At 60.4% G+C, this 15,496-nt stretch carries 15 protein-coding genes and 1 tRNA gene; 7 read left to right on the forward strand and 9 right to left on the reverse strand.

The window, feature by feature from the left end; all coding sequences use genetic code 11:
* Window positions 1–50: 50 nt before the first annotated feature.
* From FHT93_RS11215 to FHT93_RS11225, 3 genes are all read left to right on the forward strand, one after another.
* Window positions 51–431: a TIGR02300 family protein gene (locus tag FHT93_RS11215; protein WP_112542861.1), complete on the forward strand. Its 381-nt coding sequence runs from the start codon at window positions 51–53 to the stop codon at window positions 429–431.
* Between the two features lie 148 nt (window positions 432–579).
* Window positions 580–655 (forward strand) — tRNA-Ala (locus FHT93_RS11220).
* Between the two features lie 150 nt (window positions 656–805).
* Entirely contained in the window at window positions 806–1,531 is a 726-nt protein-coding gene (locus tag FHT93_RS11225; protein WP_112970200.1) for a YoaK family protein, read from the forward strand.
* A 99-nt stretch (window positions 1,532–1,630) separates the two neighbouring features.
* Here the strand turns inward: FHT93_RS11225 and FHT93_RS11230 are convergent, their stop codons facing one another.
* Window positions 1,631–2,104 (reverse strand): hypothetical protein, encoded by a 474-nt coding sequence (locus tag FHT93_RS11230; protein WP_018114606.1) that lies wholly within the window; start codon window positions 2,102–2,104, stop codon window positions 1,631–1,633.
* Window positions 2,105–2,226: 122 nt separating this feature from the next.
* On the opposite strand from FHT93_RS11230, the gene FHT93_RS11235 reads away from it, so the two are divergent.
* Window positions 2,227–2,862: a trimeric intracellular cation channel family protein gene (locus tag FHT93_RS11235; RefSeq protein ID WP_112542860.1), complete on the forward strand. Its 636-nt coding sequence runs from the start codon at window positions 2,227–2,229 to the stop codon at window positions 2,860–2,862.
* A gap of 2 nt (window positions 2,863–2,864) precedes the next feature.
* On the opposite strand, the gene irrA is transcribed toward FHT93_RS11235, so the two are convergent.
* On the reverse strand, window positions 2,865–3,284 hold the full coding sequence (gene irrA, locus FHT93_RS11240) for an iron response transcriptional regulator IrrA (protein ID WP_018114608.1): 420 nt from the start codon (window positions 3,282–3,284) through the stop codon (window positions 2,865–2,867).
* Between the two features lie 298 nt (window positions 3,285–3,582).
* On the opposite strand from irrA, the gene fabA reads away from it, so the two are divergent.
* From fabA to fabI, 3 genes are read left to right on the forward strand one after another with little or no spacing between them, the layout of a single operon-like run.
* Window positions 3,583–4,098: a 3-hydroxyacyl-[acyl-carrier-protein] dehydratase FabA gene (gene fabA, locus FHT93_RS11245; RefSeq protein WP_007814145.1), complete on the forward strand. Its 516-nt coding sequence runs from the start codon at window positions 3,583–3,585 to the stop codon at window positions 4,096–4,098.
* A 46-nt stretch (window positions 4,099–4,144) separates the two neighbouring features.
* Window positions 4,145–5,380, forward strand: coding sequence for a beta-ketoacyl-ACP synthase I (gene fabB / locus FHT93_RS11250; protein WP_113207247.1), 1,236 nt, complete (start codon window positions 4,145–4,147; stop codon window positions 5,378–5,380).
* Between the two features lies 1 nt (window position 5,381).
* Entirely contained in the window at window positions 5,382–6,188 is an 807-nt protein-coding gene (gene fabI / locus FHT93_RS11255) for an enoyl-ACP reductase FabI (RefSeq protein WP_112542857.1), read from the forward strand.
* Window positions 6,189–6,259: 71 nt separating this feature from the next.
* Here the strand turns inward: fabI and FHT93_RS11260 are convergent, their stop codons facing one another.
* The 7 genes from FHT93_RS11260 to infB form a co-directional block, all read right to left on the reverse strand.
* The gene (locus FHT93_RS11260; protein ID WP_183847655.1) at window positions 6,260–7,276 is read right to left on the reverse strand and encodes a class I SAM-dependent methyltransferase; all 1,017 of its coding nucleotides are present in this window, start codon (window positions 7,274–7,276) and stop codon (window positions 6,260–6,262) included.
* 126 nt (window positions 7,277–7,402) lie between these two features.
* Window positions 7,403–9,553 (reverse strand): polyribonucleotide nucleotidyltransferase, encoded by a 2,151-nt coding sequence (gene pnp, locus FHT93_RS11265; protein WP_112970197.1) that lies wholly within the window; start codon window positions 9,551–9,553, stop codon window positions 7,403–7,405.
* A 333-nt stretch (window positions 9,554–9,886) separates the two neighbouring features.
* Complete coding sequence (rpsO, locus tag FHT93_RS11270) at window positions 9,887–10,156, reverse strand: 30S ribosomal protein S15 (RefSeq protein ID WP_112542854.1); 270 nt, start codon at window positions 10,154–10,156, stop codon at window positions 9,887–9,889.
* Between the two features lie 152 nt (window positions 10,157–10,308).
* Entirely contained in the window at window positions 10,309–11,160 is an 852-nt protein-coding gene (locus FHT93_RS11275) for an alpha/beta hydrolase (RefSeq protein ID WP_113016179.1), read from the reverse strand.
* An 85-nt stretch (window positions 11,161–11,245) separates the two neighbouring features.
* Window positions 11,246–12,178 (reverse strand): tRNA pseudouridine(55) synthase TruB, encoded by a 933-nt coding sequence (gene truB, locus FHT93_RS11280; protein ID WP_113016180.1) that lies wholly within the window; start codon window positions 12,176–12,178, stop codon window positions 11,246–11,248.
* Window positions 12,179–12,190: 12 nt separating this feature from the next.
* On the reverse strand, window positions 12,191–12,592 hold the full coding sequence (gene rbfA, locus FHT93_RS11285) for a 30S ribosome-binding factor RbfA (protein ID WP_112542851.1): 402 nt from the start codon (window positions 12,590–12,592) through the stop codon (window positions 12,191–12,193).
* 75 nt (window positions 12,593–12,667) lie between these two features.
* Window positions 12,668–15,445, reverse strand: a complete 2,778-nt coding sequence (gene infB / locus FHT93_RS11290; protein WP_113016181.1) for a translation initiation factor IF-2 — start codon at window positions 15,443–15,445, stop codon at window positions 12,668–12,670.
* Between the last annotated feature and the right edge of the window lie 51 nt (window positions 15,446–15,496).

Consider the following 15,496-nt stretch of genomic DNA (forward strand, 5'->3'; position numbering starts at 1 on the left):
TTGACGGCATTTGCCGAATCTTGCATTCGGCCATTCTCACGAGGCTTATAGTGGCGAAAGCGGAACTTGGAACCAAGCGCACCGATCCGGAAACCGGCAAGAAGTTCTACGATCTGAACCGGGACCCGATCGTTTCTCCTTATACCGGTAAATCTTACCCTCTGTCCTTCTTCGAAGAAACCTCGGCAGTCGCCGAAGTTCAGGATGAGGACGAGGTTGCCGAGGTCGATACCGAAAACACCGAAGTCGAACTGGTTTCGCTCGAGGACGCCGATGACAATTCCGGCGGCGACGACATCCCCGATATGGGCGATGACGATGTCGAAATCGAAGGCGATGACGACGATACCTTCCTCGAAGCCGACGAAGATGACGAAGATGACGACATGAGCGACATCATCGGCGTCACCGGCGACGAAGACGAAGTCTGATCGAACGAATACCGGCCCGGATGACAAAAATATTCCGGGCCGGATTTTTTAGGCTTGCCATCTGCGAAAACCGCAAGTAAGAAGCCGCCACTCCAGAGGAAACGCCCTCCGGAGTATCCCAGGACCGGCCAGACCGGACCATCTTGATGGGGCTATAGCTCAGCTGGGAGAGCGCTTGCATGGCATGCAAGAGGTCAGCGGTTCGATCCCGCTTAGCTCCACCAAATCTTCCCGGATGCACTTCAACAGGCATTTTAGGTCAGCATAACTGACATCTGTCAGGATTGTTCAGTTGCCGGTTTGCCAACAGCTGGAAACGGGTTTTCATATCCATCGTTGACGCCGGCCGATTCGGCGCCTCCCGGACCCGGACCATGACACGAGCAAGACGTCGCCGCATCATCAGAACCCGCAGGACCGCGACCGGTCTGGCGCTGGTCGGCTCGATTTCCTTTCTGGCTGGCATGACGGATGCGACCGGCCTGCTTCTGACCGGCGACTTCGTATCCTTCATGACGGGCAATACGACGCGCGCAGCACTGGCGCTGAGCAGCGGCGATGTCAGGCATGCTGCGGTGCTTATGTCGGCCATCATCGTCTTCGTGCTCGGCAATGCCGCCGGCATCGTCGTCGCGCACCGGGCCGAACGGCGCATTTTCGTCGTGCTCTGCTGTGTCAGCCTCATGCTGGCGCTGGCCTCGATGATGACGCTGCAGGATCTGCTGATGGCGCGGTTCTATACGATCGTTCTCGCAATGGGCATGGTGAATGCGGCGGTCGAGCATATAGAAGGGCTGCCGATCGGCCTGACCTATGTGACCGGTGCGCTGTCGCGCTTCGGTCGCGGCATTGGCCGCTGGATTATCGGCGACCGGCGCCTCGACTGGGTTATCCAGATCGTGCCGTTGGGCGGCATGGTGCTCGGAGCCATCAGCGGAGCCCTTATGACGCGTCTTATGGGCGCGCCGGCGCTGTGGCTGGTCTCCATTTTCGCGATGGCGCTGGCGATTGTAGGTCTGTTTATTCCCCGCCCGCTACAGCGTCGGTTCAATCAGAAGATCGCTTCCCAAACGCATCAGGTGCACAGCAGGCGAGCCTGAGCGTTGCGAATATGAGCGGGCCGCCGCGCTTCGCTAAAGGTACGGCTTCCTAGGTCGCCACTTCGTCGGCCAACCCCGGCGCTTTTTCCGCGCGGAAACCTATTTCTTGGAGATGGTGACGAATTTCGTACCCCGCACGCGGGTGGTGACGATGCAAGGATCGCCGCCGGTGCGGTCGCAGAAGCGCGGGTTCATCTTCATGGCGAGCACCATGTTGCCGAAACGCTGGACGAAGTCGTAGCCGTAGATCTGCGCGGTGGCGATCATGAAGTAGCCGCCTTCAGCCACCTGAAGATAAAAATTATAGGTGCAGCCGTCTTCGTTGCATTGCGGGCCCTTCTGGCCGTCGCAGGTAAGTTGACCCTCGTTGACGACGGCGTCTATCAGCCCGTCATTGTTGATATCCTGACGAATAAGGAAGCCGTCACCGAAGGATGCTTCCGTGCATTGCTCCTGGAAATGCTTCTTTTCGTAGATCTCCGGGTCGGAGATCAGCGATTGCTGTGCGACGGCTGCGACTGGCATCACCAGCAGCAAAATGACGTTCAGGAGTACGGGCAGCAGCGTCTTCACGGCTTTCCTCTTATGGATAAAGGCTTCTCTGGCCTTCCATTCTCCATGCGCCGCCTTGCGCCGCCCTTGCCGCAGTGATTCAGTGTGCCCCGTTCTGCCGTTCTGCCGGTCTGGAGGCCTCGATGTCATTGCTCGTCTATCTCGATTATGCCGGCATCGCCCTGTTTGCCGCGACGGGCGCGCTCGCCGCCTCGCGAAAACAGCTGGACCTGATCGGCTTCCTGTTCTTTGCGATCGTGACGGGAACAGGCGGCGGCACTGTGCGCGATATCATTCTCGGCCGCGTACCGGTCTTCTGGGTGTTGAATCCATTCTACATCGTCATCTGCTGTATTGTGGGAGTCGTCGTCTTCTTTACCGCCCATCTGCTGGAATCGCGCTATCGCCTGCTGATCTGGCTTGATGCGGTCGGTCTTGCCGCCTATTGCGTGCTTGGCGCCGCCAAGGGACTTGCCGCTACCGGTTCGCCGACGATTGCCATCGTCACCGGCGCCCTGACGGCGACCTTCGGCGGCATTCTGCGCGATCTTCTGGCAAACGAGCCTTCGGTGCTGTTGCGGCCCGAAATCTACGTGACGGCGGCGCTGGTCGGATCGGGCGTCTTTACCGGCGTCAATGCGCTTGGCGCCGAACTCTATGTCGCATCGGCCTGCGGTGTCGCAGCGGCCTTCGCAGTGCGCGCTGGAGCTTTGTGGTTCGGCTGGACATTCCCGACCTACAAACACATGCCGGGCCGGCATCCTGACGATGTGATGTAAGATCAGCCTTGCTTCTGGCGCAGGCGGATCACCACGTCGACATGGGAAATTTCCATGCCTTCGGGTGGCTGCGGCAGATTGTCGATGGTCAGATTGCTGATCGGAATATCGAGCACCTCGTTTTCGCCTTCGACAAAAAAGTGATGGTGGTCGGAGACATTGGTGTCGAAATAGGTCTTGGCGCTCTCGACGGCGAGAACGCGGATCATGCCGGCTTCGGTGAACTGGTGCAGCGTATTGTAGACGGTCGCAAGCGACACCGGCACACCTGCGGCAACCGCCTCCTCGTGCAGTTCCTCGACGGTCAAATGCCGGTCACCCTTGGCAAACAGGAGATCGCCAAGTGCAACGCGCTGGCGGGTGGGACGCAGGCCTGCGCTGCGCAGCCTGACCTCAATGGCGATCGGGGTCTGACCCGTCATTAACACCAACTCCGGTTATTCTGGCGAAAATCATGTTTGTTCAAGCGATATAACTTTTGCGCAAAAGCCTTTCAATAGTTCAATGGGGACAAGAGCCTTCGAAAGGCCGCAAAAACGGGCTTTTGACGCAAATAGCTCTGGTCGCGGCCTTGGCCTTCCTGTATGCGACCACCAAATAGTGGCTTATGCCCGGTCCAGGACCAAAAAATGAAGCTGCCATGCTTGCGCTTCATTTTCTGAGGAACTTGGACTAAAGACACACATCCATCGCCAAGAACGCGGGGGGAAACAGAGATTTATGACGACCAGACAGTCCAGCTACTCCTACGAAGAACTTATCGCCTGCGCACATGGTGAACTGTTCGGGCCTGGCAATGCGCAGCTGCCGTTGCCACCCATGCTCATGGTTCATCGCATCACGGACATTTCCGAGACCGGCGGCGCCTTCGACAAGGGCTATCTACGGGCCGAATACGATGTTCGTCCCGACGACTGGTATTTCCCCTGCCATTTCGAAGGCAACCCCATCATGCCGGGCTGCCTCGGCCTTGACGGCATGTGGCAGTTGACCGGTTTCTATCTGGGTTGGCTCGGTGAACAGGGCCGCGGCATGGCGCTCTCGACCGGCGAAGTGAAGTTCAAGGGCATGGTTCGCCCGCACACGAAGTTGATTGAATACGGCATCGACTTCAAGCGCGTCATGCGTGGCCGTCTGGTGCTCGGCACCGCTGACGGCTGGCTGAAGGCGGACGGCGAAACCATTTATCAGGCGACCGATCTTCGCGTCGGTCTCTCGAAAGATAAGACGGCCTGAAAACCGCATTTCGAGCGGCTCACGAAAACAACAAGGGTTTGATCAGATGAGACGGGTAGTTGTCACGGGTCTAGGTGTCGTGTCTTCGATCGGAAACGACGCGGCCGAAGTCACCGAATCCCTGCGCCAGGCAAAGTCCGGTATTTCCTTCTCCAGCGATTTCGCCGAACACGGCTTCAAGTGCCAGGTCTGGGGCAGCCCCAAGCTCGGCGCAGACAAGCTCGCCGAACTGGTGGATCGCCGCGCGATGCGCTTCCTTTCGCAGGGGGGCGCTTGGAACCACGTCGCCATGAAGCAGGCGATCGCCGATTCCGGCCTCGAAGACAAGGATTACAGCGAAAACGAACGCGTCGGCATCATCATGGGCTCGGGCGGCCCGTCCACGCGCACGCTCATCGAAGCCGCCGAGATCACCGTCAAGAACAACAGCCCGAAGCGCATCGGCCCCTTCGCCGTGCCCAAGGCCATGTCGTCTACTGCATCGGCAACGCTCGCCACCTGGTTCAAGATTCACGGTGTCAACTATTCGATTTCGTCTGCCTGCTCCACATCCGCGCACTGCATCGGAAATGCCGTGGAAATGATCCAGTGGGGCAAGCAGGACATGATGTTTGCCGGCGGCCACGAAGACCTCGACTGGACCATGTCGAACCTCTTCGATGCCATGGGCGCCATGTCCTCCAAGTATAACGATACGCCCGATACCGCTTCCCGCGCCTACGACGTCAGCCGTGACGGCTTCGTCATCGCCGGCGGTGCTGGTGTGTTGGTCCTCGAGGAACTGGAACATGCCAAGGCGCGCGGCGCCAAGATCTATGCCGAAATCATCGGCTACGGGGCAACCTCCGATGGCTATGACATGGTCGCCCCCTCGGGCGAGGGTGCTATTCGCTGCATGCGTCAGGCGCTGGCGACCGTGAAGGGCGATGTCGACTACATCAACACGCATGGCACGTCGACACCGGTTGGCGACAGCAAGGAAATCGGCGCCATTCGCGAAGTCTTCGGCGAAAAGATGCCGCATATCCAGTCCACCAAGTCTTTGACGGGCCATTCGCTCGGCGCCGCCGGCGTGCAGGAATCGATCTATTCCCTGCTGATGATGCAGGAAGGCTTCATTGGCGAAAGCGCGCATATCAAGGAACTCGATCCCGAATTCGAAGGCGTGCCGATCGTCCGCAAGCGTATCGACAATGCCAAGATCGACATTGCTCTCTCCAATTCCTTCGGCTTCGGCGGTACCAACGCCACGCTCGTATTCCAGCGCTATAACGGACAATAACATGACGGGAATCATGCAGGGTAAGCGCGGCCTCATCATGGGCGTCGCAAACAACCATTCGATCGCCTGGGGGATTTCGAAGGCGCTCGCTGCACAGGGCGCAGAGCTGGCTTTCACCTTCCAGGGCGATGCACTCGGCAAGCGCGTCAAGCCGCTGGCGGCAGAAGTCGGCTCCGACTTCCTGCTCCCCTGCGATGTCGAGGATATCGCTTCGGTCGATACGGTCATCGACGCGATCAAGGAGCGCTGGGGTAAACTCGATTTCGTCGTTCACGCCATCGGCTTTTCCGACAAGAATGAGTTGAAGGGCCTCTACGCGGATACCACGCGCGAAAATTTCAGCCGCACGATGGTCATCTCCTGTTTCTCCTTCACGGAAATTGCCAAGCGCTGTGCATCACTGATGGAAGACGGCGGCACCATGCTGACGCTGACCTATAACGGCTCCACGCGCGTCATCCCGAACTACAATGTCATGGGTGTTGCCAAGGCTGCTCTGGAAGCTTCCGTGCGCTATCTGGCCGCCGACTACGGCCCGCGCGGCATTCGCGTCAACGCGATCTCGGCCGGCCCGATCCGCACGCTTGCCGGCGCGGGTATTTCGGATGCCCGCGCGATCCTCTCGTGGAACCAGCGAAATGCGCCGCTGCGCAAAACGGTGACCATCGATCAGGTCGGCAGCTCCGCGCTCTACCTGCTGTCGGACCTTTCGACCGGCGTGACCGGCGAAATCCACTTCGTCGATGCCGGCTTTAACATTACGTCGATGCCGGCGCTGGAAACGTTGCGCAACGCAGACGTCGAATAAGCGACGAACACTTCAAAAGAAAAGGCGGCCAATGGCCGCCTTTTTTATTGCCCGTTGATTTTATTGTTCGCCTATTTCCGGGCCCACAGCACCTTGAAGCGAGCGTTGCGGCAGGTTTCGCCGCTATCCTTGAAGTGCTCCGCCAGAACCGGCTCATAGGGCAGGCCGCGATTGGCGACCAGCATCAGCCGACCGCCGCCGCGTAGCGAAGAGGCTGCGGTCTTGATCATCGCCTGGCCGAGCGAAGGTTCGGCAGCATGGCCCTCATGGAAGGGCGGGTTCATGATGACGAGATCGTATTTGTCGCGCACCTGCTCGCCCGCAAGATCGTGCCAGAAGAAGCGCACAGGCGCGTCCGGGCAGTTCTCCGCCAGATTGGCCTTCGCAGCCTCCAGAGCCTCGTAGTTGGCCTCGTAGAGGTCAAGGCGGGCAAGGTTGGGGGATTTCTCTGTCAGTTCAACCGAGAGGTAGCCCCAGCCGGCGCCGAAATCGGCCACGTCACCGGTGAAATCAGTCGGAAGGCGCGAGGCGAGGAGCTGTGAACCGGCGTCGAGCCTGTCATGCGAGAACATGCCGGGCGAGGCGATGAAGCGGCCTTCGACCCGCACCGCCGACTTGCCGAACTTCGAAACGATCTCGCTGACATCGGCCGGCCGGCCGAACCAGAAGGCGACCCCATGATATTTCGGCATATGTTCGATATCGAGGCCGAAGCCTTCCATCCGCTTGCGCAGCGGCTGGATGCCGTCTTCCTTGCCGCCGGCAATGACGATTAGGCCGCCGGCCTTCACACGCGAAAGGGCAGCGGCGATATTGGCCTCGTTCTCACCCTTGTGCTTGGTGCAGAGCACCAGGCCGGCATCATAGTCTTCGCCTTCGATCTCTGGCTTCGCCTCGATGCGCTGGGCCAGGAGCTGCCTGTAGAGCGGCTTGAAGCCCTGTACGGCATCCAGAGCGGCGGCAAAGCCCTCAGGAAGTGCAAAGCCCGCCTCGGCGCCGAGGAAGAGCACACGCTGGCCTTCGCCTGGTGGCGTGACGGTTTCACTGGCAAAGGGATGGAAGAGGGTCTTCAGCGTCTCGCGGCTCATGGTCTGGTCCCGTCATCTGGAGCAATTCCAGGGAAAATGCACAGCCGTTCGTAACTGTGCGAAGGTCGAATACAAAAAGGGCGCGGAAACAATTCCGCGCCCGGATATCAGCGTGGAAGACGCAGCTTATTCGGCTGCTTCGTCCTTCTTCTTGTCGCCCTTTTCGGCCGCCGGGATTTCCTGGCCGGTGGCCTGGTCGACAACCTTCATGGAGAGGCGAACTTTGCCGCGCTCGTCGAACCCGAGCAGCTTGACCCAGACCTTGTCGCCTTCCTTGACGACGTCCTGGGTCTTCGCGACACGCTCGGAAGCAAGCTGCGAGATATGGACGAGGCCGTCACGGGCGCCGAAGAAGTTGACGAAGGCGCCAAAGTCGGCGGTCTTGACAACAGTGCCTTCGTAGATCTGGCCAATTTCCGGCTCGGCGACGATCGAGTGGATCCACTTGCGGGCCGCTTCGATTTCCTTGCCCGAGGAGGAGGCGATCTTGACGGTGCCGTCGTCCTCGATGTTGATCTTGGCGCCGGTCTTTTCGACGATTTCGCGGATGACCTTGCCGCCGGAGCCGATGACTTCGCGGATCTTGTCGACCGGAATGTTCATGACTTCGATGCGCGGAGCGAATTCGCCGAGCTGGCCACGGCTTTCGGTGATGGCCTTCGCCATTTCGCCGAGAATGTGGGCGCGACCACCCTGGGCCTGGCCGAGAGCGACCTTCATGATCTCTTCGGTAATACCGGCGATCTTGATGTCCATCTGCAGCGAGGTAATGCCGTCGGCAGTACCTGCCACCTTGAAGTCCATGTCGCCGAGATGATCTTCGTCACCGAGAATGTCGGAGAGGACGGCGAAGCGATCGCCTTCAAGGATCAGGCCCATGGCGATACCGGCAACCGGCTTGGCAAGCGGTACACCAGCATCCATCAGAGCGAGCGAGGTGCCGCAGACAGTGGCCATCGAGGACGAGCCGTTGGACTCGGTGATCTCAGAGACGACGCGCAGCGTGTAGGGGAACTGTTCGGCGGAAGGCAGCATCGGACGAATTGCGCGCCATGCGAGCTTGCCATGACCGATTTCACGACGGCCCGGGGAGCCCATACGGCCGGTTTCGCCAACCGAGTAGGGAGGGAAGTTGTAATGGAGCAGGAAGCGCTCCTTGTACATGCCCGTCAGGGAATCGACATACTGTTCGTCTTCGCCGGTGCCGAGGGTGGCAACCACGATCGCCTGAGTTTCACCGCGGGTGAAGAGCGCCGAACCATGCGTGCGCGGCAGGAGGCCGACTTCCGATACGATCGGACGAACGGTTTCGAGGTCGCGACCGTCGATGCGGCTCTTGGTGTCGAGAATGTTCCAGCGGACGATCTTGGCCTGAAGATGCTTGAAGATCGCGCCGACTTCTTCGGCCGTGTAGCGGGCTTCGCCCTCTTCCGGGAGGAAGTGTGCCTTCACCTTCGCCTTGACGGCGTCGACGGCGGCGTAACGGTCGGCCTTCTGGGTGATCTTGTAGGCTTCGCGAAGTTCACCTTCGGCAAGGCCGAGCATTTCGGTTTCGAGAGCGGAATAGTCTTCCGGCTGGAAGTCACGCGGTTCCTTGGCGGCAACTTCGGCGAGCTTGATGATCGCGTCGAGAACCGGCTGGAAACCCTTGTGGCCGAACATGACGGCGCCGAGCATGACGTCTTCCGGAAGCTCCTTGGCTTCGGATTCGACCATCAGGACGGCATCGTAGGTGCCGGCAACGACGAGGTCGAGGCTCGATTCATCCATCTCGTCGAGATGCGGGTTGAGAACGTATTCGCCATTGATGTAGCCGACGCGTGCGGCGCCGACCGGACCCATGAAGGGAACACCCGACAGTGTCAGGGCAGCCGAGGTCGCGACCATGGACAGGATATCGGGATTGTTTTCGAGGTCGTGCTGGATGACGGTAACGACGACCTGCGTGTCGTTCTTGTAGCCTTCCGGGAAGAGCGGGCGGATCGGGCGGTCGATCAGGCGGGAAACGAGGGTTTCGTTTTCGCTCGGGCGACCTTCGCGCTTGAAATAACCGCCGGGGATCTTGCCGGCTGCGTAGGTCTTTTCCTGATAGTTGACCGTCAGCGGGAAGAAGTCCTGGCCGGGCTTCGGAGCCTTGGCGGAAACGACGGTGGCGAGGACGACGGTTTCGCCATAGGTGGCGAGAACGGCGCCGTCAGCCTGACGGGCGATCTTGCCGGTCTCGAGCTTGAGCGGGCGGCCTGCCCACTCGATTTCTACTTTATGTGTATCGAACATGTCTTGTCCTTCAATGCAGCCAGCGCGCCTTCTCCGTCAGGAGCAGCGCAGGGTCGACCGCAATCAGTGTGACGTATCACGGGCAAGACAACGGGAAGCTTCGAGCGGACGATTTCCCTTGGGAAATCGGGCCAAAGCTCTTGCGAAACTCTGGCCGAAAGCATCCGGCAATCCTGCCCCATGACAGGTCAACGGTTGGTCTGGCAGAACCGGCCCATCCGGGCCTGCCGTCTTTCCAGTCACGCAGATAACGCGCACCTGGAAAATGTCACCGGGAGAGGTACTCCCGAAAAAACATTCGGCGGGCGAAGTGCTTCGCCCGCCGAAAAATCATTAGCGGCGGATACCCAGGCCGGTGATCAGCTTGGTGTAACGGCCTTCGTCCTTCTTCTTGAGGTAGTCAAGAAGCGAGCGGCGGCTGGAAACGAGCGTCAGCAGACCACGGCGGGAATGGTTATCCTTCTTGTGGTCCTTGAAGTGTTCGGTCAGGTTGTTGATGCGCTCGGTGAGGATCGCAACCTGGACTTCCGGGGAACCGGTATCGCCTTCGACGGTCGCGTATTCCTTGATCAGCGCAGCCTTGCGCTCAGCAGTGATCGACATCGGACAATCCTTTCTATGAGAGGAGTTAAAGTCGCCAAAAGCCGGGATGTCGTCCAGCCTTGGCCGCGAATGCAATCGGGGATACCCCAATGCTGGCGCTGCCTATAAACCAAATAAGCGGCAATGGAAAGAGGGATCCCCGCAGCGGTTTTTCAGCGCCCCGCCATGGCGTCCCGGATCATCGCATCGTATCCCTCGGGATCCTGCAGCATGGCGAAATGGCTGGCGTCCTTCAGGATGACGAGTTTTGCGCCCGGAATTTCCTTGGCCATCATTTCTGTATGGTCGAGCTTCACAGCCTCGTCATGGTCGCCGATGGCGAGCGTGACCGGCACGGTGATCTTTCCGAGATCCGCAGCCGTCCAGGTAGGCTGTGTCGCCCACATTTCCGAGATCTGTTTGACGAAGGCATCGTATTCCTTCGGCGTCGGCGATAGCTTCTGGTAATATTCGCCGGCGACATTGATGTAGTCGGCGAAGGTCTTGTTGCTCATGACGTCGGACTTGACGCCGTCGGTCGTCACATTGGCCGCCTGGGCGACGACGCGCGTAAGCTTCTCCGGATGTTTCATCGCCATGTCGATGCCGATGATGCCGCCGTCCGACCATCCGACCAGGGTTACTTTGCCGATCTTCAGATGGTCGAGAAGCGCAACATAGTCCGATGTCATCAGATCGTAGCCGAAGGGCTGCTGGCTGCGTGTCGAGCGCCCATGTCCGCGGCTGTCGGCAACGATGACGCGATGATCCTTCGCGAAATCGGCTACCTGATAGCCCCAGACATCTGCATTTCCGAGCCCTCCATGGATGAACAGGATCGGGTCGCCCTCGCCGTATTCGGCGTAATACATCTTGATATCGTTGACTTCAGCCATGCCGCTCGCCTTCGGCTCCGGCATGGGAGGAAAGGCTGGCAGTTCGGCCCAGCGATCGTCAGATTGAGCGATCGTAACCGAAAGAATCAGCGAAAAGAACGTCAGCATTCCCAAAGCGATTTTGCGCATATTCTTCCCCTTCGACGGGCCGTCATGGCCCGTCGGGAAACATACCGCATCACTGTCTTCTGACAATTGCCGCTGGTTGTAACCGTCAGGCGAAAACGCGCTTCGGCCGGAACTCTCCCTGTCCGATCTCGCCGATCGCGATCAGCCTGCCGCGTGCCGTCGCATAGGCCTCGCTCTCGGCAACCGGCGCATCGCGGCCACGCACCAGGATCGGATTGCCCATCTTCAGGCGGTGCGCCTGATCATCGCTGATTATAAGATGCGGCAAGGCCGACAGTGCCTCGCAGGTGTCAATCAAGAGTGCATCGAGCGCGGCAAGACGCTCATCCATGTCCTCAATCGCTTCGAGCGCTGTGAGCTTTTCGAGCGGCACCATCGTCTCTTCGGCGAAGGGTGCTACGAAGGTACGGCGCAGGCCTGAAATGTGGCCGTAGCAGCCGAGCTCGCGGCCGAAATCACGGGCAAGTGCACGCACATACGTGCCCTTGCCGCATTCCACCTCGAAATGCGCGGTATTGGCATCCGGGCAGGCGAGAAGTGTAAGGCGGTGAACCTCGACCTCGCGCGAGGGGATCTCGACGGCCTCGCCGTCACGCGCCAGATCGTAGGCGCGTTCGCCGGCGATTTTGATCGCGGAAAACTGCGGCGGCACCTGGCTGATCGTACCGATATATTTCGGCAGGATATCGCGGATCTGCTGCTCGCTCGGGCGCTTGTCGGAACTTTGCGTCACCTCACCCTCGAGGTCGTCGGTCGCCCGCTCTTCGCCCCAACTGACCGTGAATTCGTAGATCTTGCGGCCGTCCATCACATAGGGAACGGTCTTGGTCGCGTCGCCGAGCGCGATCGGCAGCATCCCGGATGCGAGCGGATCGAGCGTGCCGGCATGGCCGCATTTCTGCGCCTTGAAGAGCCACTTGATCTTGGAAACGGCTTCCGTCGAGCCGAAATCCACCGGCTTGTCGAGGATCAGCCAGCCTGAAATCGGGCGGCCCTTGGGTTTGCGTGGTTTGGACATAAGCCTCTTCTGTTATTCTTCGTCATTGTCGAGATCGCGGCTCACCTCGGGTGAGCGCAGCAGGTCGTCGATCTTCTTGTAATTGTCGAAGCTGGTATCATCGCGGAAGCGCACCTCCGGCATGTACTTCATCTGTCTCAGCTGCGGTCCAAGCCGGCCGCGGATGAATTTCGCATTGCGGTTCAGCGCCTCGATGACGACACTGTGGTTGGAAACGCCGAGCGGCGTGACATAGGCCGTCGCGATCTTCAGGTCGGGCGACATCCGCACTTCGGAAATCGAGATTACGGTCGCTTCGATAATGTCGTCGCGCACTTCGCCGCGCTGCAGCACCTGGGTGATCGCTGCGCGAACCTGCTCGCCGACGCGCAACATGCGCTGCGAGGGTGCCGATGTTGTGGGTCTTGTTGCCATTGTTCTTTATCCCAAATGGATCGGGCGCCGGACTGGATCATCCGGCGCCCGTTCAAGATTTCAATCGTCGCCCGATCAGAGCGTGCGCGTGATGTGCTCGACGCGGAAGCACTCGATGACGTCGCCCTTACGCATGTCTTCGTAGTTCTCGAAGGCCATGCCGCACTCCTGGCCCATCGGCACTTCGGAGACTTCGTCCTTGAAGCGCTTGAGGGTCTTGAGCTTGCCTTCGTGCACGACGACGTTGTCGCGGATGAGGCGCACGCCCGCGCCACGCTCGACCTTGCCTTCGACGACGCGGCAACCTGCGACCTTGCCGACCTTGGTAATGTTGAACACTTCCAGGATCTCGGCATTGCCGATGAAGGTCTCGCGACGCTCCGGCGAAAGCAGACCCGACATCGCTGCCTTCACGTCATCAACGAGGTCGTAGATGATGTTGTAGTAGCGGATCTCGATCCCCTCGCGCTCGGCGAACTGGCGTGCCTGCGCATTCGCACGAACGTTGAAGCCGATGATGGCAGCGTTCGATGCTTCTGCAAGCGAGATGTCGGATTCGGTGATGCCGCCTGCGCCCGAATGAACGATGCGGGCACGAACCTCGTCGGTGCCGAGCTTTTCCAGCGCGCCGGCAATGGCTTCGATTGAGCCTTGCACGTCGCCCTTGATCACCAGCGGGAATTCCTTGACGCCCGTGGCCTGGAGCTGCGTCATCATCTGTTCCAGCGAACCGCGCTGTCCCGACAGGCGGGCAGCCGCCTTGTCGCGGGCAAGACGCTGACGATATTCCGAGATTTCGCGGGCGCGGCTTTCACTCTCGACGACGGCAAACTTGTCGCCTGCCTGCGGTGTGCCGGAAAGACCGAGAACCTCGACCGGGGTCGCCGGGCTGGCTTCCTTCACATGGTCGCCCTTGTCCGTCACCAGGGCGCGTACGCGGCCCCAGACGTCGCCGGCAACGATGATCTGACCCGGACGCAGAGTGCCCTTCTGGACAAGTACCGTCGCAACCGCACCGCGACCGCGGTCGAGCTGGGCTTCGATAACCGTGCCTTCCGCCGTTCGGTTCGGATTGGCCTTGAGGTCGAGAATTTCAGCCTGCAGCAGGATCGCCTCGAGCAGCTTGTCGAGGTTCTTGCCGGTCTTGGCCGAAACTTCGACGTCGAGCACTTCACCGCCCATGGATTCCACGAAGACTTCATGCTGCAGAAGCTGGTTACGGACCTTCTGCGGATCGGCTTCGTGCTTGTCGACCTTGTTGATCGCCACGATGATCGGAACACCGGCCGCCTTGGCATGGTTGATCGATTCAATCGTCTGCGGCATCACGCTATCGTCCGCCGCGACCACCAGGATCGCGATATCAGTAGCCTGCGCGCCGCGGGCACGCATTGCCGTGAAGGCCGCGTGGCCGGGAGTATCGATGAAGGTGATCTTCTGGCCGTTCTGCTCTACCTGATAGGCGCCGATATGCTGCGTGATGCCACCGGCTTCGCCGGAGACCACGTTGGCATGGCGGATGGCGTCGAGCAGCGAGGTCTTGCCGTGGTCGACGTGGCCCATGATGGTGACGACAGGCGGGCGCGAAACCAGCTCGCCCTGGTCGTCTGACACGTTGAAGATACCGAGTTCGACGTCGGATTCAGAGACGCGTCTGACCGTATGGCCGAATTCACCGGCAATGAGTTCTGCGAGGTCGGCGTCGATGACGTCGCCCGGCTTCATCATCTGACCTTCCTTCATCAGGTACTTGATGACGTCAACGGCACGTTCAGACATGCGCTGCGACAGTTCCTGAATGGTGATGGTCTCAGGCAGAACGACTTCGCGGGTGATCTTCTCGCGCGTTTCCTGCATCTGGCTGCGGCGGAATTTTTCTTGCCGGCGGCGCATGGCCGAAAGCGAACGCCCGCGTGCGTTGCCGTCCTCATCGACGTTTGCAGTCGTCACGGTCAGCTTGCCGCGGCGGCGGTCTTCCTCACTCTTCGGACGGGTTGTCACGGGCTTTGCGGGCTCCGGACGAACCGGGCGGCCGCGGACCGGACCGCCGCGCGAAGCGCCGCGATCTTCCTCTTCGCCTTCGCTACGGCGACCACGGACGCCAGCCGGTGCACCAGGTGCCGGCCGGGCGGTTGAGGGCGACGGCGCGGTTTCCGTACGGCGAGCGGCCGGCGCGGATGCCGGTGCCGGCTGCTGCGGACGCGGAGTTTCAACACGTGCTTCCGCTACAGGAGCGGCGGGTGGTTCGGCCAGGGCTGCTGCCGCAGCCTCGGCCTGGCGTGCAGCCTCTTCGGCAGCGCGCAGCTTGGCTTCTTCCGCTTCGGCAGCCTGACGTGCCGCCTCTTCGACGGCACGGCGCTTTTCCTCCTCGGCACGACGGACGGCGTCCTGTGCGTCACGGGCCTGCGCATCGGCAAGCGCGCGGCGGCGGGCATCCATTTCCTCGGGCGAAAGATGGTTCAGAACCACGGGACGTGGGCGATCCTGCTGGCGTTGCGGCTGGTAGGATTGCTGCGGACGCTGGCTGGCCTGCTGTGGGCGCTGATTGTTCTGGCCGCCGGGCTGTTGAAGGCGCGGAGCCGGAGCCTGAGCCGGAGCCGGCTGCTGCGGGCGTGCCTGCACGGGCGCCGGCGCCGGTTCGGGCGCACGCACCGGAGCTGCCGGAGCAGGCGTTATCGGCTTTTCATCTTCAGGGCGCATCGGGCGCCGCTTGCGGGTCTCCACGACGACCGCCTTGGTGCGACCGCGACCCATATCCTGGCGAACGGTACCCTGGCTCATCCCTGATGGTTTCAAGGTGAGGGTCTTCTTCCCCGCTACGCTGAGTGTCTTGTCGTCGTTGCTGTCGGTCATTCGTTCCCGTTCCTTCGGACAGGGAACGATGAAGCCATCAGACCCTGTCAA

The sequence above is a fragment of the Rhizobium sp. BK379 genome (assembly GCF_014193955.1).
GTDB lineage: Bacteria > Pseudomonadota > Alphaproteobacteria > Rhizobiales > Rhizobiaceae > Rhizobium.